Origin of the sequence: Cupriavidus sp. YAF13, assembly GCF_052113425.1 — a bacterium.
In the GTDB taxonomy this organism is placed as follows: Bacteria; Pseudomonadota; Gammaproteobacteria; order Burkholderiales; family Burkholderiaceae; genus Cupriavidus.
The window spans coordinates 125,924-151,491 of the sequence record NZ_JBFRDD010000035.1; the positions used below are offsets into that span (position 1 = coordinate 125,924).

Here is a 25,568-nt window from a genome sequence, read left to right on the forward strand (position 1 = left end):
GTACTTGAACTGCCCCGCATGATCTCGAGGGAGCGGGTATTGGCGCTGATGATGCGTTTGACGGCGGCGATCTGGTCCCGCACTGACGCCTCCTGGATCGCGGCGGCGACCACGTTGGATGCAAGCGTGATATAGGCTGCCTCGAGCTGGAACGGCTGGGCGTCCGTTTGTACCTGGAGCGATTCCACCGCGCGCCGGTTGCCGCCGAAGACGTCTGGCACGAAGCCGGCATTCAACGCGCCCTAGTCGGGCGACAACAGCCTCGGCGCCGGGCGGGACAAGAGCTACTCGTGGACGGCAACGCTGGATCTCGGCGTGCGGCTGTGGAAAGGTGCCGAATTCCATTTCAACCCCGAAGTTGTGCAAGGTGTCGCGTTTTCCGGGCTGCACGGGCTCGGCGGGCTCACCAACGGAGAACTGGCCAAAGTATCCGGCCCGAATGCGCGGGGCGAGCGTGCACGCTCGCCCCGCGCCCGCGCCCGCGCTTGTGCGCGCCGGCGCGACGATCGACTATCCGTTCCCCTTACTGCGGCCCCAGCTTCTTGATCAGCGCATCCAGCATCGCCAGTTCCTGCTCGTCCAGATCCGTCAGCGGCGCGCGGACCGGACCGGCGTCATGCCCGACCAGCTTGGCGCCGGCCTTGACGATGCTCACCGCGTAGCCTGCGCGGCGGTTGCGGATGTCCAGGTACGGCAGGAAGAACTCGTCGATCAGGCGGTTGGTGGTGGCGTGGTCGTCAGCGGCAATCGCGCGGTAGAAGTCCATCGCCGTCTTGGGGATGAAGTTGAACACGGCCGACGAGTACACCGGCACGCCCAGCGCCTTGTAGGCGGCGGCATAGACTTCCGCGGTGGGCAGGCCACCCAGGTAGGACAGGCGGTCGCCCAGCTTGCGGCGGATGCGGACCATGCCCTCGATCTCGCCCACGCCGTCCTTGAAGCCGATCAGGTTGGGGCAGCGGTCGGCCAGGCGCTCGAGCATGTCCGCGTTGATGCGGGAATTGCCGCGGTTGTACACGATCACGCCGATGTGCACCGACTTGCAGACTTCTTCGATATGGTTGGCAATGCCGTCCTGGCAGGCTTCGGTCAGGTAGTGCGGCAGCAGCAGGATGCCCTTGGCGCCCAGGCGCTGGGCTTCCTTGGCGTAGGCGATGGCCATGCGGGTCGGGCCGCCGGCGCCGGCCAGGATCGGCACCTTGCCCGCGCAGGTTTCCACGGCGGTGCGGATCACGTTGGAGTAGTCGTCCGGCGTCAGCGAGAAGAACTCACCGGTGCCACCGGCGGCGAACAGGGCGGTAGCGCCGTAGGGGGCCAGCCATTCCAGGCGTTCTACATAGGTCTCGGGGCGGAAGTTGCCTTGCGCGTCGAAGTCGGTCACGGGGAAGGAAAGCAGGCCTTCCGAGACGATCTGCTTGAGTTCTTGTGGTGTGGTCATGATGGCTGGTCCTGATACCCGCAAGGGCGGTGTTGGTTCAGTGGCTCTTGTGCATGACTTTCGTCTGCGCATTTTTTGAGATACGTCATCGTACAAGTAGAGGTTTGAACGCGCAAGTACTTTTGTTTCGGGAAAGGGCTTCGACCTTTGGCTTTGCCAGCATTCGTCAATATGAAGAGACAGGGCAGGAGGGTTAAAGCGTTGAAGCTGTTCGGCCACCGAATGGAACGCGTATGGCAGAATCTCGTGAATCCGCCTTGAAAGCTGCCCGAAAGCTTCGGGCGCGGCTTCTTCCAGTCGGAGCGCCTGGACCAACAGCGCCGCTGCAACGGCTAATGCACCTCGCCAAAGCCGTCGCGCTGGAGCTAGGGTAAACACGCAATGTTGTCGACGAAACCGGATGCTTATAATCCATGTTATACGATGACATATCACGTAGCCGGCCAAGCATGCGAGATGGCTGCGAGCCGTACGACGTAAGGCGGCCTTCCATCTCCAATCCGGCTCGTGCAGGAGACAGCATGAATCTCAGCAATACCATCAGCGTGGCCGGCGAGGCCACCCGTCGCAGCCATGTCCGTTACTGGATCCTGCTGATGATCTTCGTGGTGACAACGGTGAACTATGCCGACCGCGCCACGCTTTCCATCACCGGCCCGGCGATGCGCTCGGAGTTCGGCTTCGATGCCGTGCAGATGGGCTTTATCTTCTCGGCCTTCAGCTGGGCCTATGTGATGGCGCAGATCCCGGGCGGCTGGCTGCTGGACCGCTTTGGCGCGCGCCGCATCTATGCCTGCAGCATTTTCCTGTGGTCGCTCTTTACCCTGCTGCAGGGCTTTATCGGCGTATTCGCCACGGTCGGCGCGGCCGTGACCACGCTGTTCGTGCTGCGTTTTGTCGTGGGCCTGGCCGAGTCACCGGCGTTCCCGGCCAATGCCAAGGTCGTGGCCAGCTGGTTTCCCACGGCCGAGCGCGGCACGGCCTCGGCCATTTTCAATTCCGCGCAGTATTTTGCCGCGGTGCTATTTACGCCCCTGATGGCCTGGCTGACCCACGCGCTGGGCTGGCACCACGTCTATCTGTGGATGGGCGCGCTGGGCATGGTGCTGGCCGGCCTCTGGCTCAAGGTGGTGCGTAGCCCGACGACCCATCCGGGCGTGAATCGCGCCGAGCTTGACTACATCAAGCAGGGCGGCGGCCTGATCGAGATGAGCGGGGACGCTGGCAAGAAGGACAAGGAAGCCCCCGGCACGCGCTGGTTCTATGTGCGCCAGCTGCTCTCCAACCGGATGCTGCTGGGCGTGTACCTGGGCCAGTATTGCATCAACGTGCTGACATACTTCTTCCTGACGTGGTTTCCGGTGTACCTGGTACAGGCTCGTGGCATGTCGATCCTGAAGGCGGGATTTGTCGCATCGCTGCCGGCGATCTGCGGGTTCCTGGGCGGTGTGCTGGGCGGCGTGATTTCCGATGGGTTCCTGCGCCGCGGCTATTCGCTGACGGTGGCCCGCAAGGTGCCGATCGTCGCTGGCATGCTGCTGTCGGTCAGCATGATTGCGTGCAACTACGTGGATAGCGAATGGCTGGTGGTGGGCTTCATGGCACTGGCCTTCTTCGGCAAGGGCATCGGCGCGCTGGGCTGGGCCGTGGTGGCGGATACCGCACCGAAGGAAGTGATTGGCCTGGCCGGCAGCATCTTTAACATGTTCGGAAATATCGCGGGCATCGTCACGCCGATCGTGATCGGATATATCCTTGGCACCACCGGTTCCTTCAATGGCGCGCTGGTCTTTGTCGGCGCCAACGCGCTGGTGACGGTGATCAGCTACCTGGTGATCGTCAAGGAAATCAAGCGCGTCGAGCTCAAGCATCCCTGAAATCCCTGAATTCCGTGGCGCCTGCGGCGCAGGTGCCGCCCCGGCGCAGCGGCCAAGTGTTTCGCAAGGAAAAAAAAAGACATGTCGGTGATCGATATCAAAGTAGAGCAGCCAGGCGGTTCGCAGGCGGCCGCGCAGGTGCAGGGCACTGCGCTGTACATCCGCATCCACGAGCTGGATAACGTGGCGATCGTCGCCAACGATGACGGCCTGCCCGAGGGCACGGTATTTCCCTGCGGCCTGACGCTGCGCGAGCGGGTGCCCCAGGGCCACAAGGTGGCGCTGGTGGACCTGGCGGCTGGCGATGCTGTGGTGCGCTACAACGTGGTGATCGGCTACGCGATGCGCGACTTGCCCAAGGGCAGCTGGATCAACGAGCGCGTGATCGAGATGCCGGTCGCGCCCGGGCTGGACAACCTGCCGGTCGGCACGCGCGTGGCGGAACCGCTGCCGCCGCTGGAAGGCTATAGCTTCGAGGGCTTTCGTAATCCGGACGGCTCGGTCGGCACCCGCAACATCCTCGCCATCACCACCACCGTGCAGTGCGTGTCGGGCGTTGTTGCGCACGCGGTGCGGCGCATCAAGGCCGAGCTGTTGCCGCAGTATCCCAATGTGGACGACGTGGTGGGGCTGGAGCACACCTACGGCTGCGGCGTGGCCATCGATGCGCCGGACGCCATCGTGCCGATCCGCACGCTGCGCAATATCGCGCTGAACCCGAATTTCGGCGGCACCGCCATGATGGTGAGCCTGGGTTGCGAGAAGCTGCAGCCGGAGCGCCTGCTGCCGGCCGGCAGCCTGCCCGGCGGCCTGGATGTTGGCGTGGTGTGCCTGCAGGACGACGAGCACGTCGGCTTCGAGAGCATGATCGATTCCATCATGGCAATGGCGCGTACCCACCTGGCCAAGCTGGACCAGCGCCGCCGCGAAACCTGCCCGGCTTCGGAGCTGGTGGTGGGCGTGCAATGCGGCGGCAGCGATGCATTTTCGGGTGTGACCGCCAATCCCGCCGTGGGGTTTGCCACCGACCTGCTGGTGCGCGCGGGCGCCACCGTGATGTTCTCGGAAGTCACTGAAGTGCGCGATGGCATCGACCAGCTCACCGCGCGCGCCGCCACGCCGGAAGTGGCGCAGGCCATGATCCGCGAGATGGACTGGTACGACCGCTACCTGGAAAAGGGCCGCGTTGACCGCAGCGCCAACACCACGCCCGGCAACAAGAAGGGCGGCTTGTCCAATATCGTCGAGAAGGCCATGGGCTCGATCGTCAAGTCGGGCAGCACGGCCATCACCGGCGTGCTCTCCCCCGGCGAGAAGCTCAAGCAAAAGGGCCTGATCTACGCGGCCACGCCTGCCAGCGACTTTATCTGCGGCACCCTGCAGCTGGCTGCCGGCATGAACCTGCACGTGTTCACCACCGGCCGCGGCACGCCGTACGGCCTGGCCGAAGTGCCGGTGATCAAGGTGGCAACGCGCAGCGATCTGGCTCGCCGCTGGCACGACCTGATGGACGTGAATGCGGGCCGCATCGCCACCGGCGAGGCCACCATCGAGGATGTGGGCTGGGAGTTGTTCCGGTTGATGCTGGATGTGGCGAGCGGGCGCAAGAAGACCTGGGCCGAGCACCATAAGCTGCATAATTCGCTGGTGCTGTTCAACCCGGCGCCGGTGACGTGACCCAATAGCGCGGCCAACGCGGCCGAAAAAAAACAACGATGGGGCGATAAGCGGCAGGGACCCGTGTCCCTGCCGCTTTACATTCGCCGGGGGCCAACCTTAAATGAGGAAGGATTCGGCCCTTCTCCTGGCTACCACGCCGGCTGCCTTCCCCCCCCTTCAGTTCGCCATGCCATCCTCTCCCCGACATGACGCCGGAGACGGGTCAAGCACGGATCAAGCCTAGCTTCGTGACGCGTGGCCAGTGCCGCGGCCGAACCCCTATCAGGGATTCCGTCGCGAGGTGCATCATGGCCGATTTGTCGAGTGAGCTGGTCAATGGGTTGAAGTCGAAACTGAGAGGCCAGGTGCTGCAACCTGGCGAGCCGGGTTATGAGCAGGCGCGGCAAATCTGGAACGCCATGATCGACCGCCGTCCCGCGCTGATCGTCAAAAGCGCCGGCGCGGCCGATGTCATCGATACTGTCGCGTTCGCGCGGGACAATGGCGTGCCGTTGTCTGTACGCGCCGGCGGCCACAACATCGGCGGCCTGGCCCTTTGCGATGGCGGCATCACGCTGGACCTGTCGGGCATGAAATCGGTGCGGATCGATCCCACCGCGCTGCGCGCCTATGTGGAGCCCGGGGCTACGCTGGGCGATTTCGACCACGAGGCGCAGGCCTTCGGCCTTGCCACGCCACTTGGCATCAACTCCACCACCGGCGTGGCCGGACTCACCCTGGGCGGCGGCTTTGGCTGGATCAGCCGCAAATACGGCACCACCGTGGATAACCTGGTCAGCGCCCAGGTGGTGACAGCCGATGGCAAGCTGGTGCACGCTAGCGCCACCGAGCATCCCGACCTGTTCTGGGCCATTCGCGGCGGCGGCGGCAACTTCGGCGTGGTCACCATGTTCGAGTTCGCCCTGCGGCCAGTTGGCCCGGAAATCTATGGTGGCCTGATCGTCTATCCGCTGGAGCAGGGCGTGACCGTGTTGCAAGCCCTGCGCGAGCGCTTCGACGGCATGCCCGATGAGCTGACCGTGTGGGCCGTGATGCGGCTCGCGCCGCCGCTGCCGTTCCTGCCGCCGCAGACACATGGCAAGCCCATCGTGGCGCTGGCCATCTGCTACATCGGGCCGGCAGCCAACGGGCCGCAACTGGTCGAGCCATTGCGCCATCTCGGCACGCCCTACGGCGAGCATGTCGGACCCATGCCATTTGCTGCCTGGCAGCAGGCGTTCGATCCTCTGCTCACGCCGGGGGCACGCAACTACTGGAAATCGCACAACTTCGCCAAGCTGGACGATGGCCTGCTCACGTTGTTGATGGATTACGTCAACAAGCTGCCATCACCGCACACCGAGATCTTCATCGGTGCCATGGGCGGCCAGACCAATCGGGTCGCGGCAGACGCCATGGCTTACCCCAATCGCGATGCCAACTACGTGATGAACGTACACGGACGCTGGACCGAGCCGGCTGACGACGCCGCCTGCATCGCCTGGTCGCGCGAGGTGTTCCAGGCCGCGGCGCCGTACGCGCTTGGCTCGGTATACGTCAATTTCCTGACACAGGAGGAGGGCGATCGCATCGGCGCCGCGTATGGGCCGAACCATGCCCGGCTGGTCGAGGTCAAGCGGCGGTACGACCCCAACAACCTGTTCCGCTACAACCAGAACATCAAGCCCTGAGCGCTTCCCGGCAGGCTATGCCGCCGGCTGCGTGCCGGCGGCATGGGTAACGTCGATCTTCGTACCGCCGCGGAGCGTCTGGTACACCACGCAATAGCGCTCGGTCAGCCGCAGCAGCGATTCGAGCTGGTCGGCCCGCGCGTCGGTATCCAGTTCAAACCGCATCCGGATCGCCTGGAAGCCCACGGCGGCGTCCTTGCTCACGCCAAGCGTGCCGCGAAAATCGAGGTCGCCTTCCACCAGCACGCGCGCATCGCGCAGCGCGATGCCCAGCGCGGTAGCCACCGCATTCAGCGTGACGCCAGCGCAGGCGGCCAAGGCTTCCAGCAGCATGTCGCCGGAGCAGGCGCTCAGGCCGGTGCCGCCGGTGGCAGGATGCAGGCCGGCTTCGACCATCGCCTTGCCGGTTTCGACGTTGCACGTAACCCCCTCGCCCAGGCGGCTCGATGCACGCAAGGTGATCAGGGCAGCCTCGGGGTGTTCTCGGTACTTTTCCTTGAGCGGGGCCTGGAGGCTGCGGAGTTGGTCGGCGTGCATAGGCGTTCTCCCAAGCGTTGGCTTCAGGCATCGAGCCTAGACGGCGGTTGCAAAACCTTCAAGGCGGCAACAGGCAGTCGGAATCTGACGGCATCTGACGGAATCCGAGGTGTCAAATCAACCGCGCCCCCGGCCACGCCCCCGACATCACAATATTGCGCACAGACTGCCGCACCGTTTGCATGATGTCCCACAATTCCGGCACCGGCGTGCGGTTACGCGCGGTGGCAAGCGCCACCTGCCGCGTCACGACCGGATCCACCAGCCGGGCTGAATGCAGCCGGCCTTGCGCGACCCGATCCGCGACTGCGGCAAACGGCAGCAGGGTGGCGCCGCAGCCGTCTTCCACCAGGCGCATCGAGACGGTATTGGACGCGTCGCATTCCAGCGCCAGCTGCAGACTGGTGCCCGCGCGAGCGGCGAGCGATTCGGCCAGCACGCGCAGGCCGTGTCCCGTGCTGGGCAGGATCAGCGGCACTTCGCCAAGGCGGCGCACGGGAAAGGTCGGGCCGAGGTGGCTCCAGGATGTCGGCGTGACCAGGGTCAGGTCTTCTTCCAGCAGGATGTCGACCTTCAGCGCCCCTTGCTGCTCGGGCAGGTAAAGCAGGGCTACGTCGATCTCGCCAGCCGCCAGCCAGGCAAGCACGGGGCTGGCCAGTCCTTCGACAAAGCGCACCTTGGTCGCCGGAAAGCGTTGCTTGAGCGCGGTGCCGATGCTGGCGAATGCGGTGTTGGCGATGGTGGGCTGCGCCGCGATCACCAGTTGCGCCGGGCCTTGCGCCGACGAAGCCCGGATGGCTTCGCGGGCTTCGGCCAGCGTGGCCGCTACCTGCCGCGCATAGACGATCAACGTCTGGCCGGCTTCGGTCAGCACCACGCCGCGCCCGCTGCGGTGGAACAGGCGGGTGTCCAGCGCGGCTTCCAGCCGGGCGATCTGCCGGCTTACGGTGGACTGGTCCGCGCCCATTTCGAGCGCGGCGCGCGAGATGCTCTGCGTGTTGGCGACGCAGACGAAGCAGGCCAGATCCTCGGAGTTCATCGCAACGCTTAGCTGGCGAAGCGATCGCGCAGCGCCTGCGTCGCGGTACGAAAGAGATTCTGGTCCAGGCCCACCGCCACGAAGCTCGCACCCATGTCCAGGTAGCGGCGCGCGTCGGCTTCCACCGGTGTCAGCGTGCCCACGGCCTTGCCGGCGCGCCTGGCGGCCTCGAAGATGCGCGCCACCTGCGCCTGCACTTCGGGATGGTTGGGGTTGCCGAGGTGGCCGTAGGCGGCCGCGAGGTCGTTCGGGCCGATAAAGATGCCGTCGACCCCGTCGACCGCGCAGATCTCGTCGGCCGCGTCCACGCCTTTCTGGCTTTCGATCTGCACCAGCACGCAGATATTGTCATTGATCTGGCTGAAGTACTCCGGCACCGTGCCGTAGCGGTTGCTGCGCTGGACCGACGACACGCCGCGCATGCCCGCTGGCGGGTAACGGGTGGCGCTCACCGCGCGCCCGGCCTGCTCCGCGCTCTCCACGAAGGGAATCAGGAAATTATAGAAGCCGATGTCCAGCAGGCGCTTTATCAGCACCGGATCGTTGGCGGGCGGGCGCACTACCGGCGCGCTCACGCTGCCCTGCAGCGCCATCAGCTGCGGGATGAAGGTCAGCACGTCGTTGGGCGAATGCTCGCCATCGAGCAGCAGCCAGTCGAAGCCGGCCAGGCCGAGGATCTCGGTGGTGGTGGCGTTGCCCAGCGAGCACCAGCACCCGATCACGCGCTTGTGCGCCAGCACGTCGGCACGAAAGCGGTTGGGCAGGGGCGAGGGCAAGGTTGAATTCGGGAGGGAGGACATGACGACGGTGTTCCTGTTTTCAGTCTGGGAGGCGAATGGCTCAGCCGGCGCCCCCGATCTGCCGGGGCGGTGTGGCCCCGCATTCAGCCTCTGACTGGCTGCGGGGCCATCGCCGATGCCAGATGGCTTGCTTGTCTGGCGGGTCAGTGCGAGCCGCTGACGATCTGCTTGGTGAAGCTGGCGCGTTCCATCTCCACTACTTCCACGCTGACCTGCACGCTGTCTTCCGCGTTGGCCGGGCGCACAGCGTCGGCAATGACTTCGCAGATCGCTTGACTCAGTGCCTGGCGTACGGTCAGGTCGCGGCCGTCCAGGATGTGCAGGCGCGCATGGACGAAGGCGCGCTCGCGCGCTTCGGTGCCCTGGCGGAAGGAGGTCAGCGTGATGCAGCGCGACTTGATGTCCGGCTCGGCGAACTCGCCGGAAGCCAGCAGCGCGGCATTGGCCTCGTCCAGCAGTTCTTCCTGCGAGCAGGTGAGGCGGGTGTTCTCGGTAATTTCAATGATGAGGTGGGGCATGGTGGCTAGGCCTGGAGGTTTCGGTGGGTTGCCGGGGGCGGGGGATCAGTCCACCGCCAGCCGCGACAGCGGGCCCGGCGACTTGCGGCGCGCTGCCTGCACGCGCGCCGCGGCGTCGTCAAGCTGGGCCAGCGTGCCGCTGTCCACCGGCATGAATTCGGCGCGGGCGCGGCGCCAGGCGCGTTCCGGCTCGCCGGGCAGCTGGATGGCCTCCGTGCCGGGCTGCAGGTGCGACGAGCGCAGCCAGTCGACGAAGGCCTGCACTTCATGGCCAAAGGTGGTGCTGCTGCCCAGGCGCTCGGGGTCGAACACGATGGCCAGCATATTGTTCCAGACCGCGTGCTCGTGGGTCAGGGTCTCCGGGCGGATGGTGTGGCCACCGGTGACTGCCGCGCCTAGCAGCTCGCACATCACCGCCAGCACGTAGCCCTTGTGCTCGCCAAAGGGGCGCAGCGCGCCCTGTGCTTCGCCGGCGGGCGGGAACATCACCGCCGGGTCGTCGGTGGGATGGCCTTCGGTGTCGAGCAGGCAGCCCGGGGGCACCGCCACGCCCTTGTTGTTGGCCACGCGCACCTTGCCCAGCGCGATCGCGCTGGTGGCGAAGTCCATCACCAGCGGCTCGCCGCCGGCCACCGGCACACCGATGGTAAACGGGTTGGTGCCATAGCGCGCCTCGTAGCCGCCATGCGGGGCCACGATCGGCTTGGATAGCACATTGACGAAGTGGATGGAGATCATGCCGGCAGCGGTGGCTTGCTCGGCCCAGTGGCCTACCCGGCCAAGATGGTGCGAGCTGCGTAGCCCCAGCACGCATACGCCGTGCTCGCGCGCGCGCGCGATGGCCAGGCCCATGGCTTCCTCGGTCACCGCCTGGCCCATGCCGCGATTGCCGTCCAGGCTGAGGATGCCGCCAGCTTCGTGCACCAAGCTCACGCGCTGGTTCAGTTGAAGCTGCTCGCCTTGCCAGGACATCACGTACTTCGGGATCATGCCGACCCCGTGGGAGTCGTGGCCTGACAGGTTGGCGCCGACCAGGTGGTCGGCGGTCAGGCGGGCCTCGCGGGCATCGGAGCCGGCGGCGAGCCAGAGATCGCCCACCCATTGATGGAGGGCGGGAGTCGGGATGCGGTGTTCACTCATGAGCTTGGGGTTCGAAAGATGAGGGGAGATCGGAGGTGAAATCGGTCGAACATGGCGGCCCCCATGATAAGCCGCCGGGCCCGGCTTGGGTACCCGGCAAGCCATGCGAGCCATGCACTGGCGTCATTCCGGCCGGATGTTGGCGCTCTTGATCAGTTGCGCCCACTTGGCCACCTCGCTCTTCTGGAACGCGCCCAGTTCGGCCGGGCCGGCGCCGGACGGCTCGATCCCCAGCGAGGCCAGCCGGGCACGCATGTCGGGCTCCTGGATGATCTTGCCGATGTCCGCGGCAAGGCGGTTGACGATGGGTGCAGGCGTGCCGGCAGGGGCAAACACGGCTTGCCAGGAAACGATCTCGTAGCCTTGCAGTTTCGGGCCGCCGGCCTCGGCCACGGTCGGCACCTCCGGCAGTTCGCGGGCGCGCTTGGCGGCCGTGGTGGCCAGCGCGCGGAACTTGCCGGACTGGATCATCGGCATGGCGGCCACACTGTTCTCGAACAAGACATCAACCTGGTTGCCCAGCAAGGCTTGCACAGCCGGGCTGCTGCCCTTGAACGGCACGTGGAGCAGCTTGACGCCCGCCATGCTGGAGAACAGCTCGCCGGCCAGGTGCTGCGAGGTGCCGTTGCCGGCCGAGCCAAAGGAGACCGCGCCGGGCTTGGCCTTGGCGGCGGCGATCACGTCCTGCACGGTCTTCCACGGGCTGTTGGCGTTGACCACCAGCAGGTTGGGCAGGGTGCCGATCAGGGCCACGGGCTGGAAGTTCTTGATCGGGTCGTAAGGCATCTTCGGGTACAGGCTCACATTGATCGCGTGCGAGCTGATGGTGCCGCCGACCAGGGTGTAACCGTCCGGCGCGGCCTTGGCCACATAGTCGGAGCCGATATTGCCGCCCGCGCCGGCGCGGTTCTCCACCACCACCGGCTGGCCGATCATCTGCGACAGGCGCTGGCCAATCAGGCGGCCGAGCACGTCCGTGGTGCCGCCCGCGGCAAAGGGCACCACGTAGTTGACCGGCTTGGTTGGCCAGGCGTCTTGCGCCTGGGCCGGCAGCGCGCCAACGGCGGCCAGGGCGCAGGCGAGCAGCCCAAAGGCGAGGCGAGGTTGGCGAACGGCGCGGATGGCGGGCTGGAAAGCGGGCAGGGAAGTGGGACGGGACTGGAGGGCCGGCTGGCTGGCCCGCAAGGGCCGAAGGTGCAGAAGCTGCAGAAGGTGCAGAAGCATGTCTTGGTCTCCATTGTATTTTTGTCTGGGCCATCGTCCTTTGCGCTGCGTGACGCGGCCGCTATGCTCTGGCAAGCGGTGCGTGTGGCAGGGTGGGATCGCCTGGCAACAGGCTACACGCGTGCCGTGGTAGTAGCCTTGCGTTTTACGCATAACAGAAATGCGCCTGAAGCCAGGCGCACAAAGCGTTCGCGACGTAACAATCGCTACATTCCCGGAGGTTCCGGATCGCTCCCATTCCGGCTCCGGCCCGATTGCACTGCACCATTTCCTTTCTGCCATGACCAGCCAACCCGTTGCAGCTACCGTGCCTTCCACTTCCTCCTCCACCAATCCGACGGCGCGCTCCGGCGGCCGGGTCCTGGTGGACGCGCTGCGCATCCACGGCGCCGAGCGTATCTTCTGCGTGCCGGGTGAGAGCTTCCTGGATGTCCTCGACGCACTGCACGACCAGCCCGCCATCGACCTGATCGTCTGCAAGCATGAAGGCGCCGCGGCCAACATGGCCGAGGCCGACGGCAAGCTCACAGGCCGGCCGGGCATCTGCTTTGTCACGCGCGGCCCGGGCGCCACGCACGCCAGCATCGGCGTGCATATCGCCGCGCAGGATTCCACGCCGATGCTGCTCTTCGTTGGGCAGATCGCCCGCGGCCACAAGGGCCGGGAGGCCTTCCAGGAGGTCGACTACGGCGCCATGTTCAGCGCCATCGCCAAGTGGGTGGTCGAGATCGAGGATCCGGCTCGTATCCCTGAGTTGGTGGCGCGCGCGTTCCAGTGCGCGACGTCGGGCCGGCCGGGCCCGGTGGTGATTTCCCTGCCTGAAGACGTGCTGGACGGCCTGTGCGAGGTGGCCGATACCGGCCGCTATCGCCCGGTGGCGGCGGCACCGCGCGCGGCCGATGCCGATGCGCTCGCCGCCGCGCTGGCCGGGGCCGAGCGCCCGCTGGTGATTGCCGGCGGCGCCAACTGGAGCGCGCGGGCGGCGGCCGATTTTGCGGCCTTCGTGCAGCGCTGGAACCTGCCGGTGGCCTGTGTCTTCCGCCGCCAGGACGTATTCGACAACCGCGATCCGCACTACATCGGGCACCTCAGCCTGGGCGTGAGCCCGGCGCTGGCCGAGCGCGTGCGCACGGCCGATGTGATCCTGGCCTTCGGCACGCGGCTGGGCGATATCGCGACCGACGGCTACACCTTGCTGGAGGCCCCGCGGCCACGCCAGCGCCTGTTCCACCTGCACGCCGACAGTGCCGAACTGGGCCGCGTCTACCAGCCCGAACTGGCCATCCATGCGGGCATCGAGCCCGGCGCCGCCATGCTGGCCGCGCTCACCCCGCCGGCGGCGGTGCGCTGGTGCGATTGGACCAGCGCCGCGCGCGCCGCGCATGGCGCCTTCGTGGCCCCGGCCAAGCCGCACCCGCAGCTCACCGGCGTGGACATGGGCGCGGTGATCGCGCACCTGGACCGCGTCCTGCCCGACGATGCCGTGCTGACCAACGGCGCCGGCAACTACACGGTCTGGCTGCATCGCTATTACGCCTATCGCCAGCCGCGCACCGAGCTGGCCCCCACCTGCGGCGCCATGGGCTACGGCCTGCCCGCGGCGGTCGCCGCCAAGCTGCGCGACCCGCAGCGCACCGTGGTGTGCTTCGCCGGCGACGGCTGCTTCCTGATGTACCCGCAGGAAGTRGCCACGGCCGCGCAGTACGGCGCCAACCTGATCGTGGTGGTGGTCAACAACGGCATGTACGGCACCATCCGCATGCACCAGGAAAAGCGCTATCCCGGGCGCGTCAGCGGCACGGACATCCCGAGCCCGGATTTTGTGGCGATGGCGCAGTCGTGCGGTGCCTGGGCGGAGCGCGTGACGCAGACTGAAGATTTCGCCGCGGCCTTTGCGCGCGCGCAGGCCGCGGGCAAGCCCGCCGTGCTGGAACTGGTCACGGACCCGCGCCAGATCACCCCGGCGATGCGGATCGCGGACTGAAAGAAAAAAACAAAAAACAAAAAACAAAAACAAGATACAAGACAGGAGACATCCCATGACCGATGCCACGCTGGCCGATTTGCGCAGCCAGTTTGCCGGCCGCTTGCTAACCGCCGCCGATGACACTGCGCCGTTTCTCACCGACTGGCGCCGCAGCTGGACCGGCCGCGCCCTGGCGGTGGCGCAGCCCGATAGCACTGCCGATGTGGCGGCCATCGTGCGCTGGTGCGCGGCGCGCCAGGTGCCGCTGGTGCCGCAGGGTGGCAATACGGGCATGGTGGGTGGCGCCATCCCGGACGACGGCGGCCGTGCACTGGTGCTGTCCACCGCGCGGCTGAACCGCATCCGCGAGATCGATCCGATCAACAACACGCTCACCGCAGAGGCGGGCTGCATCCTGGCCGCCGTGCAGCAGGCGGCGCAGGAAGCAGGGCGCTTATACCCGCTGTCGCTCGGCGCGGAGGGCAGTTGCACCATCGGCGGCAATCTCGCCAGCAACGCGGGCGGGGTGCAGGTGCTGCGCTACGGCAATACACGCGAGCTGTGCCTGGGGCTGGAAGTGGTGACGCCCGACGGCGAGATCTGGGACGGCCTGCGCGGCCTGCGCAAGGACAACACCGGCTACGACCTCAAGCAGCTCTTTATCGGCGCGGAGGGCACGTTGGGCGTGATCACCGCCGCCACCCTCAAGTTGTTTCCGCGTCCGGCGGCGCGCATGACGGCGCTGGCTGCGGTGAGCGACCCGCATGCGGCACTGCGCCTGCTGGAACTGGCCCAGCGCCGGCTAGCCGCCACGCTGACGGCGTTCGAGTTGATGAGCGGCGTGTGCGTGGCACTGGTGGCGCGGCATTTCCCGGACTGCCGCGCGCCCTTCGAGCAGGCGCATCCCTGGTATGTATTGCTGGAGAGCAGCGACCCGCATAGCGAGGCGCACGCCACGCAGGCCTTCGGGGAGCTGCTGGAGGAGGCCTTCGAGGCTGGCATCGTGGCTGACGCTGCCATTGCGGCCTCGCTAGCGCAGTCCGATGGGCTGTGGCGGATCCGCCATCACCTGCCGGAGGCCCAGTCGCTGGAGGGCGACAACCTCAAGCACGACATCTCGGTGCCGATCTCTGCGATTGGCGAATTCATTGCGCACACCAGCGCCGCCATCCTGGCCGCCAATCCCGGCGCTCGCGTACTGGCCTTTGGCCATCTGGGTGACGGCAACCTGCATTACAACGTCAGCGCGCCGTACGGCGTGCCGCAGCCGGCGTTCGTGGCGGCCAGCGGTGCGGCCATCAGCGCGCTGGTGTACGAGGCCGTGCACCGCGTGCGCGGCTCGATCTCGGCCGAGCACGGCATTGGCCAGTTGAAGGTCGACAAGAACGCGCACTACAAATCCGCCGTAGAAATGGCGCTGATGCAAAAGATCAAGCACGCGCTGGACCCGCACGGACTGATGAACCCGAGCCGGCTGCTGCCGGGCGCATCGCACTGAGCGCGCCGCACACCACGCGCCACAACAAGAACCACAGAGGAGACACCCATGCATCAAAGCGACAAGCCGTCGCGCCGCACGCTGCTGGCCGTCCTGGCCGCCACCGCCGCGTGCGTGGCGTTGCCCGTGCAGGCGGATACCTATCCGTCCAGGCCGATCCGCGTGGTGGTGCCGTTTGCCGCCGGCGGCAATACGGATATCGTGGCCCGGCTGATCGGGCGCGACCTGCAAAAGGCGCTGGGCCAGCCGGTGGTGGTAGAAAACCGCCCCGGCGCCTCGGGCAATATCGGCGCGGATATCGTTGCCAAGTCGGCGCCGGACGGCTACACCTTCCTGATGGGTACGGTTGGCACCAATGCGATCAATGCCAGCTTCTACCGCAAGATGCCCTACGATACGACCAAGGATTTCACCGCCGTGGCCATGGTCGCCTCGGTGCCGAATATCCTGGTGGTCAATCCCGCCGTGCCGGCAAAGAACGTCAAGGAGCTCACGCAGTTCGTGAAGAGCGAAAGCGGCAAGGCCACCTTTGCCTCGTCGGGCGCGGGTAGCTCGATCCACCTGTCGGGCGAGCTGTACAAGGTCATGACCGGAACCCAGATGGTGCATGTGCCGTACAAGGGCAGCGCGCTGGCGGTGACCGACCTGATGGGCGGGCAGGTGCAGATCATGTTCGACAACGCGCCGACCTCGCTGCCCTTCGTCAAGCCCGGCAAGCTCAAGGCGCTTGCCGTGACCGGCACCCAGCGCATGAGCGCGCTGCCTGATGTGCCGACGATGGAAGAAGCCGGCCTGCCGGGCTTTGTGACCGGCTCGTGGTTCGGCCTGTTTGCCCCCGCCGGCACGCCGCGCGAGATCGTGTCGAAGGTGAGCGATACGGTGATGGCGGCCATGCGCAGGCCCGAGTTCCGCGAGCAGCTGGTCCATGCCGGCGCCGAGCCGGACCCTAAGCCCGCCGCAGAATTCCAGGCCTTCGCGCTGGCCGAGAAGGCGCGCTGGGAGAAAGTGGTCAAGGCGGCCGGCGTATCGGTCAACGAGTAAAACCCCGGGCGCGCCGGCCGCGCCCGACCTGACGGAGCCCCTATGCAAAGCCAACCCCCAGCCACCGTGCGCCACGATGCCGCCGCATTGCGCAGCATGGCGCAGGCCATGTTCGAGCGCGCGGGCATGCCCGCCGACCGGGCCGCCGACGTGGCGGACATCCTGGTCGAAGGCGACCTGATGGGCCACGATACGCACGGCCTGCAATTGCTGCCCACCTACCTGGCCGAGATCGAAAGCGGCAGCATGGCCGTCAAGGGGGACTACGAGGTGCTGGCCAACCGCGCCGCCGTGGCCACCTGGGACGGCAAGCGCCTGCCGGGGCCCTGGCTGACGCTGCGCGCCATGCAAAGCGCGATGGCGCGGGCGCGCGACTACGGCACCGGCACGGTCACCATCCGCCGCGCGCACCATATTGCGTGCCTGGCCGCCTACCTGGAGCGTGCCACGCGGGAAGGCTTCGTCATGCTGCTGTACTCCTCGGCGCCGGCCGCCATGACCGTGGCGCCGTTCGGCGGCACCCGCCCCGTGTTTTCGCCCAGCCCTGTGGCGGCGGGTTTTCCCACGCCGGACGGCCCGGTGCTGATCGATGTTTCCACCTCGGTCACCACGGTCGGCCTGACCACGCGGCTGTACAAGGAAGGCAAGCGCCTGCCGCACCAGTGGCTGATCGACGAGAACGGCAACGCCAGCGACGACCCCGCCGTTATGTTCCCCCCGCATGCAGGCTCGATCCTGCCGCTGGGCGGGCTCGAGGCCGGCCATAAGGGCTATGCGCTATCGCTGATGGTGGAAGCGCTGACCGCCGGCCTGTCCGGCCATGGCCGCGACGATCCGGGCAAGCGCTGGGGCAATACCGTGTTCCTGCAGATACTGGACCCGTCTGCCTTTGCCGGCGAAGAAGCCTTTGCCGGGCAAATGGGCTGGATCGCGCGGGCCTGCACGGACAATCCGCCGCGCCCGGGCGTGGATCGCGTGCGCCTGCCGGGGCAGGGCGCGCTGGAACGCAAGGCGCGCCAGCTGCGCGATGGCGTGGCGCTGAACCCCGCCATCCTGCCGCAGATCAAGCCCTGGCTGGACAAGTTCGGCATGGCGGCGCCTGCGCCGCTGCCCTGAGGCGCAGCCCGGCACCGAGGCGCGATCAGTCCTGCCAGAAGCCCGCGTGCGCCTGCGCCGCCTCGTCCTCCAGCGCGGGGCCCAGCACGGCAACGCTGTGCTGCCCGCGCGCGAACACCTCGCGGCAGGGCAGCGAGAAGGTAGGGTTCTCGGGGTGCGCGCCGGTCAGCGTCAGCAGCCGGTGCTCGGACAGCGCGTACACCACCCGCCCGATGTTGCACCAGTAGATCGCGCCGGCGCACATGCAGCAGGGCTCCGCGCTGGTGTAGAGCGTGGCGCTGGCGAGCGCCTGCGGCGACAGCTTGCGGGCGGCTTCGGCTGCGGCGGCCAGTTCGGCATGCTGGGTGGGGTCGCCCTCGGGCGGCATCGAGTTGTTGCCGGCGCTGGCGACGATATTGCCGTCGGCGTCCGCCACCAGCGCCGCAAAGGGGTGCCGCCCGCGGGCGCGGGACGCCTCCGACAGGCGGATGGCCTCGCGTAGCAGGCGCAGGTCCTGTTGGCTCAGCGCCGTGGCAGACGCAGCGGTGGCATCGGCGGCAATCAACGTGGTCATGGTCTGGTCCCGGTGGGTTTCGTGAAGGGTGCAGCGACGCGGCGGCGCGGTGGTCTGGTGCGAATCATGACATGCGAGCCGCAGGGCCTGGCCGCGGCCGCCGCCGTCTGGGCGCCAAGGCGCTGGTGCCTAGCGATCCTGCGCGCGCAGCGCCGCTTCGATGCCGCGAATGCTCTCGACCAGGCGCGGGCGCACCGTCTCAAGCAATAGCGCGGCCGGCACGATGGCGGTGGGGCCGCTGCACGACAATGTCATCGGCGGCAGCGCCGGGCCGGGCCGGAACGCGGCGGCGATCGAGTTGATGTCCGGCAGCCATTCGCCAAACGACGTGGTGCAGCCCTGGCGTGCCACCTCCGCGCGGCTGCGTTCCACAATGGCCTGCGCACTGGGGGCGTCCATCCCTTCCTGTTGCCGGAAGGCAGCCAATGCTTGCCGTTGCTCCACGGCGGGCAACGCTTGCAGGTAGGCACGCCCCGCGGCCGAGGTCAGCCCGGAAATGCGCGTGCCGACCGCCACCCGCAACGTCAGGTACGACTCCGACTGGCAATTCTCAAAGATCAGCATCTGCGCCCGATCGCGCACGATCAGCGATGTCACGCCCTGGGACAGGTCGGCCAGCTCCTGCATGAACGGGCGCACCACCGCCAGCACATCCACGCCATGCTGCGCCGCGGGCGCGAGGGCCAGCGCCGAGCTGCCGAGCTGGTACTTGGCCAGCTCCGGGTCCAGGCGCAGGTAGCCCAGCTCCGTCAGCGTATGCGTGAGGCGCGATACGGTGGATTTGGGCAAGCCGCAGCGCTGCGCCAGCTCGGCGTTGCCCAGCCGCGTCTCAAAGCTGCGGAAACTCGCCAGCACATCGAGGCCCCGCGCCAGCGCGGTCACGAAATGCCGGTCTTCCTTGTGCTGCTGCACGTGCTGCTGCGCTTGCGTTTCGTGCGGCGGATCGTCGGTATTCGGGTCGGACATGGGTGGCCTCGGCTGGCTTGGGGGGCTTGGGGGGCTTACCTGAGGCCTCAGCCTGCGCTGGCCAGCAGCTCACGCAATTTGGCCTTGAGGATCTTGCCCGACGGTGCGGCCGGCAGGTGGGCCACGATCCTGACTTCTGCCGGCATCTTGTAGGGCGACAGCTGCTCACGCAGGAAGGCGCGCAGCGCGGCCTGGTCCAGCGTCATGCCCTCGCGCACTTCCACAAAGGCGATCACTTCCTCGTTGCCTTCTACCGCGCGTCCCACCACCGCCGACTGCAGCACGGCCGGGTAGGCGTTGATCGATTGCTCGACTTCCTCCGGGTACACGTTGAAGCCGGAGTGGATGATGATTTCCTTGGAGCGCCCCACGATGGAGACGGCGCCGTCGGCATCGATGCGCGCCAGGTCGCCGGTGTGCAGCCAGCCATCGGCGTCGATCACCTGCGCGGTCAGGTCGGCTCGGCGGTAGTAGCCCTTCATCACGTTGGGGCCGCGCACCAGCAGCTCGCCGCTGCCATCGGGCAGGGGCTCGCCCAGGCGGATCTCCACGTCAGGCACCACCGGGCCCACCGAGCAATCCGTGCGCGGCGATTCCACCCGGGTCTGGCAGACCGTGGGCGAGGTCTCGGTCATGCCATAGCCGTTGTGCAGGATGATGCCGAAGCTCGCTTCAAACGCCGCCTTGAGCGTGGCGGTGAGCGGCGCGCCGCCCGATTGCGCCATGCGCAGCGCGCTCGCTTGCAGCGGCGTTGCCTGGGCGCGGCTCCATTCGATCAGCTTGGCGTACATGGCGGGCACGCCATGCAGCACGGTGAGCCGCTGCGCGACCAGCGCGTGCGCCAGCTTCTCGGGGCGGAAACGCGGTTCGTAGAATACCGTGGCGCCGTTCGAGAGCGGGCCCACCAGCAGCACGGACAGGCCGTAGACATGCGAGATCGGCAGCACGCCGTAGACCCGGTCGCCCGGCTGCACGCGCGCCTGCATGCGGTTGGAGCGGCCGATGAACATCAGGTTGGCGTGCGTCAGCATCACGGCCTTGGCGGCGCCGGTGGTGCCAGTGGTGTAGATCAGCGCGGCAACCTGGTCGCGCGCCGCTGCGTCCACCGGCTCAGCCACGGCGGCTGCATTGAGCGCGCCCAGCAGCAGCTTGCCCGCATGCGGCCATTCGGCCGGTTGCGCGCCGCGCGCCAGGCCGTGCTCGCGCGCTTCGGGATGGGCGTTGTCGAGGTAGAGCGCGATGCGCGCGCTCGAGTGTTCGATGATGTTATCGATCTCGCGGGCGGACAGGCGGGCATTGACCGGCACGGCCCATGCGTCCAGCGCGCTAAGCGCCAGGATCAGCACCGCACAGCCCACGCTGTTCTCGGTCACCAGCACCACGCGATCGCCGCCGCGCACGCCGACGCCTGCCAGTGCGCGGGCGGTTTCGGCAATGGCGCTGTCCAGCTCGCCGAAGCGCAAGGACCGCTCGGCGTCCATCAGGGCCACGCGCTCGGGGTGGCTCTGGACCCAGGGGCCGATGGTCTGGTGCAGGCGGGAAAATGCAGCGGCAGGCGAAGCGGACGGGGCGGCAGCCGGCGCGTGCGCGGCGGGCGTGGGGGTGCTACTCATCACAGTCTCCAGATAAGGCGTCCGGCGTGGGCCGCCGGATTTTTCGATGGCGGAATACTCCCACCGATCGCCTTACACGTCAACTGCACCGTGGAATCCATGTTCTGCATTGCAGAACATGGATTATCCAGCCTCAGAACCGGAAGCGCGCGACCCCAGCCGACAGGCCTGCCGCTTGCTCATCCAGGCTGGCCGCCTGCGCCGTTACGGCTTCGACCAGCTCGGCGTTCTGCCGGCTGGTCTGGTCGAGCTGGGCCACCGCCTCGCCCACCGAGCGGATGCCGCGCGCCTGTTCGTCGGCCACCCCGCACAGCCGCTCGGCCAACTGGTGGCTCTGGCCTACCGCCTGCTCGATGCCGCTCATGGCGCTGACCACTTGCCCGCTAAGCCGTGCCCCACGGGCGATCTCCGCGCTGGCCTGCCCAATGGTGGTGCGAATCTCGCGCGCGGAGTTGGCGCTGCGCTGCGCCAGCCCGCGCACCTCCTGTGCCACCACGGCGAAGCCGCGCCCGGCCTCGCCCGCGCGGGCCGCCTCCACGGCGGCGTTGAGCGCAAGGATGTTGGTCTGGAAGGCAATGCTCTCGATCACTTCGACCATTTCCGCGATATTGCGCGAGTGCTGGTTCACCGTGTCCATGGCGCCGCTCATCTCGTTCACCACCGCCATGCCGGCGTCGGTGGCTTCGCGTGCCTGGCGTGCCATGGCGCTGGATTCGGTCGCCTGGGCGTGGGCTTGGCCGACCAGCGCGGTGAGGCGGGCGACGCTGTCGGCGGCGGCGGCCAGTGCTGCCGCTTGCAGCGCGGTGCGGCGCGACAAATCGTGGTTGCCGCTGGCGATGCCTTCGCTGGCCGCGGCGATCTCGGCGGCGGAGAGCTGGATCCCTTCCAGCACGCCGGCGAGCTGGTCGCGCATGCGCGCCAGCAGGCTCATCAGGCTGTGGTCGTCGCCAGGGCGCACGCGCACGGGTTGCTGCAGGTCGCCCGAGGCGATGCGGCTGGCTACCTTGGCCGCGTCCGCCGGCTCGCCGCCCAGCTCCGAGTGCAGCAGGCGCGAGGCAAACCAGGCCAGCGCGGCCGCCGCTGCAAGGCTCGCCACCAGCATGCCGACCATCACGGCCTGGGCGCGCAACTGGCTCGCGGTCACGGTGGCGACCGTATCGGCGGCCTGCCGCTCCTGCTGCTTGCGCGTGACCTCTACCAGATCGGCCAGCTTCTGTAACTGCTCGCCAAGAAAATGGCCGTCGACCGAAACGGCGCTGTCAAACTGCAGGGCGTCGAGCGGCTGCTTGTGCAGCAACGTGACATAGTCACGCAGCATGGCTGCGGCGCTATCGCGTTCCGCTTGCAGCGCGGTGGCCTGCGCGGGTGCGGCGGTGCGCACGGTGCCAAGTGCCTGGTCGAGGCGGGCGAGGGCGCTATCGATGTCGGTGGTTGCGCCGTCGCGCTCGGTGCTGCTGGTCGCCATGGTCAGGGAAAGCTGGGCGCGGCCCAGCCGGGCCAGCGCCGATTGCGCGCGCTCCGCGGCGATGGCGCCCTGCATATCGCGTTGATAGAGCGTATCTGTCATCTGCTTGACCGAGACGAGGCTGAAAATGCCCGTCAACCCCACTACGGCGCCGAACACATAGACCAGCGCAAATGCCACGCACATGCGCGCGCTGAGGGGAAGCCGGCCCAGCCAGGCGGGCATGCGCCGGCCGGCGCGGCGTGGAAGGCGAAGGTTGATGGCTTGCAACACGGTTGAGACTCCGATGGACCACGCGGCCCATATGCTGACCCTGGGGTGCCGCCATCTCGCGCGCCGGCTTGCGGCGCCAGCTTGCCGCGGGTGACGGCATGACTTTGTTATGGCTTGCATGCTCCCCGAAACCTGTGACGCATGAATGACATCCCGCCATTGCGCAGGGGTAATCGGCTTTGTCATCCGGGTGACACATGGCTGACATGAAATAGAGGGCGAGTCACATTGGCTCACCAGCTCCTTGCGCCTGGCGCCGCGCCTCCCCACGTCACGTTCACTCCGCCCATGCAGATTGCCTCCCCCCTGGCCGGCGCGCCCGTGCCGCGGCTGCGCTTGCCGCCGCTGCACGCCGTCTTCCAGCCTATTGTGGTGTTCGGGACCGGCCAGGTGCTGGGCTACGAGGCGCTGGTCCGGGGACCTGCCAGGTCATCGCTGGCCATGCCGGATGCCTTGTTCCGGCTGGCGCGTGACGAGGCCGAGACCATCTCGCTGGAGCTGCAGGCGGCGCGCACCGGGCTGTCCACTTGCCTGGCGAATGGCTTGCGCGGCAAGCTGTTCCTCAATTTCAGCGCGATGGCGCTGCGCTACCTGCTGGCCGACGGCGGGAGTGCCATGCGGGCCTTGGTGGCGAACAGCATCGCGCCGGATCGGATCGTGATCGAGGTAACCGAGCAGAGCCCCATCGAGGACGCGGAGCGCTTTGGGCAGGCGATGGCCGTGCTCCACGAACTGGGCATGCAGTATGCGCTGGACGATTTCGGCACCGGCCACGCCAATCTCGACCGGCTGGTCCACCTCGCGCCGCACTACACCAAGCTGGACAAGTCGCTGGTGCGTGGCATCGGCACGTGCTCGCGCCGGCTTGAAGTCGTGCGCACGGTGCTGGCCCTGGTCAAGGCGCTGGACGGCGAGGTGATCGCCGAAGGCATCGAGGACGCCGATGGGCTGGCGGTGCTGCGCGATCTCGGCGTGCCCTACGGGCAGGGCTACTACCTCGGCAGGCCAGCGCCGCATCCAGTGCTCAGCCCGCGCTGAGCGGGCCTGGCCGAGGCGGCCGCGCGCCGGTCTCATCCAGGCGATATCCCTTGCCATACACCACCGTGATGACCAGCCCATTGCGGGGGTGGAGCTCCAGCGCCCTGCGCAGGCGCGATACCAGGCTCGCCAGGGCGCGGGACAACGGTGGCAGCGAATAACCCCAGATCGCGCGCTCGATTTGGGCATGGGACAAGACGCGGCCGACGCTGCCAAACAGCAACGCGGCGAGCTCGAACTCCTTGGGGGGCAGCGCGAGCCGGCGCCCCTGGAACACGGCCTCGTGCGCCAGGCAATCCAGCGAATAGCACCCGACCGTCAGGTCCGGGCTCGGCATTTGCCGGCGCGAGGCGGCGCGGCGCTGCAGCGCGTGCAGCCGGGCCACCAGCTCGCGCGCGCGCAGCGGGCGGATCATGTAGTCGTCGGCGCCCGCCTGCAGGGTATTGACGACCGAGTCTTCGTCGCGCTGGTGGGAAACCACCAGCACCGGTACCTCGCTGCGCCAGGCGCCGCGCACCGCGCGCACGGCTTCCACGGCAGGCATGTCGGCAAGCTCGTGGTCGATCAGCAGGACGTCGTAGCCGGCTTGGTCAATGCCACGGAAGAGCGCCCCGCTTGCGGGGTAGGTGTGGCAATGCACGCCGGCGCGAGCGAGGGCGTCTGCAATGGCTTTGGCCTGAAGCGACAGATCCGCTAGCAGTGCGATCTTCATAGGAGTTGTCCAACTGGCATTAGTGCGGTTCGCGGGCCGGCGCGCGCATCGGCTGCCGGGCCACTCAGGCTGTCAATGTGCCTGGGCCGGGCGGCCACCGGCCTGCGCGCGAGGCGATCCACGCAGGATAGTCCGCGGAGCGAGGGATATCACTCGGAACAATCTGCAAGGACGGGCAGAAGATTCCCAAAGCAGGCGGGGAGTCAATCCACAAGGCGACTGGTATCGCACCAGGCCACAGTCGATTGTTGCGGCGCACGTACACAATTTGTCCACAATTGCCGGATCGTGTTATCCACAGCTTGTGTGGATAACCGTGCTTGACGTGCCGCGCTTGGCCAATGGTGGCGGTTATGTATCGGACTGCCTAAATTTTGAACAGGAAGGCGGGTGATGCCTTGCCGGCGAAGATGGACGCAGACAAATTCAGTGCGGCAGGGTGCGAGGCAGCAAGAGGGGCGGCCGGGATTCGCAACATCCGCTGATGTAGGGGTGTCGTGGCATGACGCCTTCCAGGATGGATAGCGTGTACTCCTGAACGACCCCAAGTAGCCTCACTAAGCCATGGAAGGAGGCCTTCAGCGCACCGGCTCATTGCGCTCAGCGATCGCCTTGGCCATTGCTTCAGCCTCAGTGCCGCCCAGACTCCGCAGTCCGTACACAACACCGTCTCGATCGGCCTGCGTGCGATTTTGACTCACCTTCCACTTTCCGCGCAGTGAACTCAGCTTGATCTCGATGCCGACGATCGCGCGCAGGGTCGCATTAATGAAATCTTCAGGCGCATCGCTCACCGCCCACGGTACCGGGCGCGCAGCCTCATGGCGCTCGCTCAGGCGGGTGACGAATGCGCGCAACCAGTCCGCATCCTCAACGGCGCGTAGCCTGCCGCGCCCCTGCACCATGATGTAGTTCCAGGTCGGTACGACTTTGYCGGTGGCTGCCTTGCTCGGGTACATCGATGGCGAGATATAAGTTTGCGGGCCTTGGAACACAATGAGCGAGTCCACATCGGTGCGCGATTCCCTCCACAATGGATTTGAGCGCGCCACATGCGCGCGGAGGATGCCCGGGCCGCCCTCCGGGTCTGCTTCGAGCAAAAACGGAATGGTATTTGCGACCATCTCGCCAGCCGGATCCTGAGTGACCAGCAGACCCAGGGGATGGGTGCTGATCAGATCGTGCAACAACTCGGGGCGCGTTTCTTCGAAATGAGCAGGTATGTACATGGGACACCCTTTTGTAAAATGGTTCCTTATTCTAACTGGACAGTGCCAAGTTCTTCTACGCTGCCCGCTGCATGGGTGGCCAATCGTGGAGGGGACCGTCTTGGCGCCTATATTTGTCGAGGATTTTCGTGAGGCCTGGTACCGAACTGCAAGTCGCGAAAAATGTTGGCAGGCC

21 protein-coding genes and 1 pseudogene are annotated in these 25,568 nt (G+C 67.1%); 9 read left to right on the top strand and 13 right to left on the bottom strand.

Annotation, left to right across the window (positions count from 1 at the left end):
* Window positions 1-198: 198 nt before the first annotated feature.
* Window positions 199-465, top strand: a pseudogene (locus AB4061_RS26100) (carbohydrate porin); the annotation flags it as partial.
* Window positions 466-523: 58 nt separating this feature from the next.
* On the opposite strand, the gene kdgD reads toward AB4061_RS26100, so the two are convergent.
* Entirely contained in the window at window positions 524-1,438 is a 915-nt protein-coding gene (gene kdgD / locus AB4061_RS26105; RefSeq protein ID WP_183034353.1) for a 5-dehydro-4-deoxyglucarate dehydratase, read from the bottom strand.
* 521 nt (window positions 1,439-1,959) lie between these two features.
* Here kdgD and AB4061_RS26110 point away from each other — a divergent pair.
* The 3 genes from AB4061_RS26110 to AB4061_RS26120 all read left to right on the top strand — a co-directional run bounded on the left by AB4061_RS26110 (window position 1,960) and on the right by AB4061_RS26120 (window position 6,665).
* The gene (locus tag AB4061_RS26110; RefSeq protein WP_441638949.1) at window positions 1,960-3,315 is read left to right on the top strand and encodes an MFS transporter; all 1,356 of its coding nucleotides are present in this window, start codon (window positions 1,960-1,962) and stop codon (window positions 3,313-3,315) included.
* 81 nt (window positions 3,316-3,396) lie between these two features.
* Window positions 3,397-4,992, top strand: a complete 1,596-nt coding sequence (garD, locus tag AB4061_RS26115; protein ID WP_441638951.1) for a galactarate dehydratase — start codon at window positions 3,397-3,399, stop codon at window positions 4,990-4,992.
* A 290-nt stretch (window positions 4,993-5,282) separates the two neighbouring features.
* The gene (locus tag AB4061_RS26120; RefSeq protein WP_441638953.1) at window positions 5,283-6,665 is read left to right on the top strand and encodes an FAD-binding oxidoreductase; all 1,383 of its coding nucleotides are present in this window, start codon (window positions 5,283-5,285) and stop codon (window positions 6,663-6,665) included.
* Window positions 6,666-6,680: 15 nt separating this feature from the next.
* Here the strand turns inward: AB4061_RS26120 and AB4061_RS26125 are convergent, their stop codons facing one another.
* From AB4061_RS26125 to AB4061_RS26150, 6 genes are all read right to left on the bottom strand, one after another.
* A complete protein-coding gene (locus AB4061_RS26125) occupies window positions 6,681-7,202 on the bottom strand; it encodes an OsmC family protein (protein ID WP_441638955.1) in 522 nt (173 codons plus the stop codon).
* 112 nt (window positions 7,203-7,314) lie between these two features.
* Window positions 7,315-8,241 (bottom strand): LysR family transcriptional regulator, encoded by a 927-nt coding sequence (locus AB4061_RS26130; RefSeq protein ID WP_174427160.1) that lies wholly within the window; start codon window positions 8,239-8,241, stop codon window positions 7,315-7,317.
* 8 nt (window positions 8,242-8,249) lie between these two features.
* Window positions 8,250-9,041: a 2-dehydro-3-deoxyglucarate aldolase gene (gene garL, locus AB4061_RS26135; RefSeq protein WP_441638958.1), complete on the bottom strand. Its 792-nt coding sequence runs from the start codon at window positions 9,039-9,041 to the stop codon at window positions 8,250-8,252.
* Window positions 9,042-9,184: 143 nt separating this feature from the next.
* A complete protein-coding gene (locus tag AB4061_RS26140) occupies window positions 9,185-9,559 on the bottom strand; it encodes a 5-carboxymethyl-2-hydroxymuconate Delta-isomerase (protein WP_441638960.1) in 375 nt (124 codons plus the stop codon).
* Window positions 9,560-9,604: 45 nt separating this feature from the next.
* Window positions 9,605-10,699, bottom strand: a complete 1,095-nt coding sequence (locus tag AB4061_RS26145) for a malate/lactate/ureidoglycolate dehydrogenase (RefSeq protein ID WP_441638962.1) — start codon at window positions 10,697-10,699, stop codon at window positions 9,605-9,607.
* Window positions 10,700-10,822: 123 nt separating this feature from the next.
* A complete protein-coding gene (locus AB4061_RS26150; RefSeq protein ID WP_441638964.1) occupies window positions 10,823-11,923 on the bottom strand; it encodes a Bug family tripartite tricarboxylate transporter substrate binding protein in 1,101 nt (366 codons plus the stop codon).
* 280 nt (window positions 11,924-12,203) lie between these two features.
* On the opposite strand from AB4061_RS26150, the gene AB4061_RS26155 reads away from it, so the two are divergent.
* From AB4061_RS26155 to AB4061_RS26170, 4 genes are read left to right on the top strand one after another with little or no spacing between them, the layout of a single operon-like run.
* Window positions 12,204-13,907 (top strand): thiamine pyrophosphate-binding protein, encoded by a 1,704-nt coding sequence (locus AB4061_RS26155; RefSeq protein WP_441638966.1) that lies wholly within the window; start codon window positions 12,204-12,206, stop codon window positions 13,905-13,907.
* Window positions 13,908-13,962: 55 nt separating this feature from the next.
* Complete coding sequence (locus AB4061_RS26160; protein WP_441638968.1) at window positions 13,963-15,387, top strand: FAD-binding oxidoreductase; 1,425 nt, start codon at window positions 13,963-13,965, stop codon at window positions 15,385-15,387.
* A 48-nt stretch (window positions 15,388-15,435) separates the two neighbouring features.
* Window positions 15,436-16,428 (top strand): Bug family tripartite tricarboxylate transporter substrate binding protein, encoded by a 993-nt coding sequence (locus AB4061_RS26165; RefSeq protein ID WP_441638970.1) that lies wholly within the window; start codon window positions 15,436-15,438, stop codon window positions 16,426-16,428.
* 42 nt (window positions 16,429-16,470) lie between these two features.
* Window positions 16,471-17,544 (top strand): Ldh family oxidoreductase, encoded by a 1,074-nt coding sequence (locus AB4061_RS26170; RefSeq protein WP_441638972.1) that lies wholly within the window; start codon window positions 16,471-16,473, stop codon window positions 17,542-17,544.
* 25 nt (window positions 17,545-17,569) lie between these two features.
* Here the strand turns inward: AB4061_RS26170 and AB4061_RS26175 are convergent, their stop codons facing one another.
* From AB4061_RS26175 to AB4061_RS26190, 4 genes are all read right to left on the bottom strand, one after another.
* A complete protein-coding gene (locus AB4061_RS26175) occupies window positions 17,570-18,097 on the bottom strand; it encodes a nucleoside deaminase (protein ID WP_441638974.1) in 528 nt (175 codons plus the stop codon).
* A gap of 129 nt (window positions 18,098-18,226) precedes the next feature.
* Entirely contained in the window at window positions 18,227-19,063 is an 837-nt protein-coding gene (locus AB4061_RS26180) for an IclR family transcriptional regulator (protein WP_441638976.1), read from the bottom strand.
* A 47-nt stretch (window positions 19,064-19,110) separates the two neighbouring features.
* The gene (locus AB4061_RS26185; RefSeq protein ID WP_441638978.1) at window positions 19,111-20,676 is read right to left on the bottom strand and encodes a class I adenylate-forming enzyme family protein; all 1,566 of its coding nucleotides are present in this window, start codon (window positions 20,674-20,676) and stop codon (window positions 19,111-19,113) included.
* Between the two features lie 133 nt (window positions 20,677-20,809).
* A complete protein-coding gene (locus AB4061_RS26190) occupies window positions 20,810-22,414 on the bottom strand; it encodes a methyl-accepting chemotaxis protein (RefSeq protein ID WP_441638980.1) in 1,605 nt (534 codons plus the stop codon).
* Between the two features lie 288 nt (window positions 22,415-22,702).
* On the opposite strand from AB4061_RS26190, the gene AB4061_RS26195 reads away from it, so the two are divergent.
* Entirely contained in the window at window positions 22,703-23,452 is a 750-nt protein-coding gene (locus AB4061_RS26195; protein WP_441638983.1) for an EAL domain-containing protein, read from the top strand.
* Here AB4061_RS26195 and AB4061_RS26200 read toward each other — a convergent pair.
* The gene (locus AB4061_RS26200) at window positions 23,439-24,164 is read right to left on the bottom strand and encodes a response regulator transcription factor (RefSeq protein ID WP_441638985.1); all 726 of its coding nucleotides are present in this window, start codon (window positions 24,162-24,164) and stop codon (window positions 23,439-23,441) included. The two genes, AB4061_RS26195 and AB4061_RS26200, sit on opposite strands and share 14 nt — an antisense overlap.
* A gap of 578 nt (window positions 24,165-24,742) precedes the next feature.
* Complete coding sequence (locus tag AB4061_RS26205; protein ID WP_441638987.1) at window positions 24,743-25,393, bottom strand: FMN-binding negative transcriptional regulator; 651 nt, start codon at window positions 25,391-25,393, stop codon at window positions 24,743-24,745.
* Between the last annotated feature and the right edge of the window lie 175 nt (window positions 25,394-25,568).